This is a genomic window from Streptococcus australis (assembly GCF_019930045.1).
GTDB classification, from domain to species: Bacteria; Bacillota; Bacilli; order Lactobacillales; family Streptococcaceae; genus Streptococcus; species Streptococcus australis_D.
Map to the genome: position 1 here is coordinate 1 of NZ_JAHZQQ010000103.1, position 1,989 is coordinate 1,989.

2 protein-coding genes are annotated in these 1,989 nt (G+C 30.8%); both read left to right on the forward strand.

Features of this window, described 5'->3' with window-relative positions; all coding sequences use genetic code 11:
• Positions 1 to 91 precede the first annotated feature (91 nt).
• A complete protein-coding gene (locus K1J10_RS10425) occupies positions 92 to 379 on the forward strand; it encodes a lactococcin 972 family bacteriocin (protein ID WP_223357304.1) in 288 nt (95 codons plus the stop codon).
• Between the two features lie 57 nt (positions 380 to 436).
• Positions 437 to 1,957 (forward strand): hypothetical protein, encoded by a 1,521-nt coding sequence (locus K1J10_RS10430; protein ID WP_223357306.1) that lies wholly within the window; start codon positions 437 to 439, stop codon positions 1,955 to 1,957.
• Positions 1,958 to 1,989: the final 32 nt, after the last annotated feature.

The following is a 1,989-nucleotide window of genomic DNA, read 5'->3' on the forward strand; positions in this document are numbered from 1 at the left end:
GCTTACAGAACTGCTTGTGAAGCTCTAGAGGATGAGTTCAAGTAAATGTTGCACTTATTCTTGCAATTTATCATTTAAAAAGGAGTTCAATATGGCTGGAAAAATTAAAAAATTATTTGTTATTTCATTCCTAGTAGGTGGACTATTAGTTTCGGGAACAGCTTTTGCAGCATCTGTTGCTGGTGGTACTTGGCATTACGGTGTTGGATATACTGGAACTTATGGTTATTCTAATTATTATCACCCACGTCGGAGCCATACTGCTAGTGTTAAAGAAGGCAAACTAGTAAATACTCAACGTCAAGGAGCTGGTTTATGGGCGAAAACATCTATTGATAAAATTCCACCTACTGGTTTAGAATACTTTTATGGTTTTTAACAAAGAGTCTTCTAGTATTTGTACTAGAAGACTTTCTACTTTTAGAAGGAGTTGTGTATGGGTAGAATAGTGAAGACTTGTTGTGTGTTGATTACCATTTGTTTTAGTTTAATCATTGTTAATATTTTTCGAACAAATGAAATAAACCGTATCAACAATATAGAAGATGGGTTGTATACTGTTGAATTTTATTTAACAGATCAAAGGCAAACTCCTGCTGAACTAATGGATTATTTTTCTCAGTTATCAAAGAAATATAAGGTATCTATTGTTAAAACAGATAACAATGGATCAGAGGTTATAAAGTCTGCTTTGATTTATGAATCAACTTTTCCATCAGAGAATTTTGGAATCGACAAATTAGAATTTTCATCTAATCCTTCTGGGATATACTCCAATAAAGATATCAAAAATAAACTCGGTGATATAAAGACTTTTCTAAATGCAAAACCAATATCACTTCAATTATTGTCACACTATTTTTCTGATCAAACTCATTCTATAAATGGGAAGTATACGGTGGTATCTACTTATGAGTTTGAGAATGACCGGCTCATTTCAGATATAAGTTCCCATTTTGGTATTAGTAAACAGGATCTTTTGAATGAAAAATTTGGATCGAAAGTTGATTACGTTAATCAAGTATTTCTTGTTACAGTAGCAGTATTTATTATTTCAATGCTCATGTTGCTTCTTAGTGCTACTTATCAACCGCTAACACAATTAAAGAAAATTGGCGTAAAGAAACTAATTGGCTTTTCCAATATAAGTATTTTTTTTGAATATACTATTCCCAATGTTCTTCTTATTTTATTTTCCGCTATCATATTTGATGTGATCTGTTTCCTTTCTGTTAGCATCTATCCACAATATTTATTTATGAGTTTAATCTGGGGACAGCTTTTTCTATTATTTGCGTATCTGATATCAAGTCTACTTGTTTATAGTGTTGTTCAGAGAGTTACGGTACCCAAAATGTTAAAGTCTTTTTCTGGCTTTAAGTTCGCAATGTTCTTGAATTATTTCTTTAAAGGAGTAGTGACTGTATTTGTAGTGTTTAGTTTTATAACTATTTCTCAAACATTAATTGATATGAATGAACAAATGAAATATCAGGAACAATGGGATAGAAATGGTAGTAATTTTATAACCATTGAAAATTATTCTCCAAGTGATAAATTGTGGCAAGATATGCAGTCTGATCAGTCTAAAGCTAATGATTATTTTACGACTTTATATCATAGTTTAGAAAAAGAAACAAGTGCTCAATATATAAAGAGCGAGTATATAAACGTTTATGAATCTTATAATATTAAGGGGTTTGATAATGTAGAAATACTATATGTAAATTACAATTATTTAAAAGACCATGGTTTACCATTTAAAAAATCCGACAGTAAGAAACTCTTTTTAGTCCCAGAAAGTTATAAAAAGGCTAACATAACAAAACTTGTGAAACATATTTATCGTTCACAATTAAGTTATGATCAGCAGACAAGCATAGATTTAAATAAACTTCCGATTGAAATTATTTATTCCCCAATTGTCAAGTCAAGTGCAACAAAGTCATTCCTCTGATTAAGCGAGTGTTCTTCCAGCTGTTTGAGCTA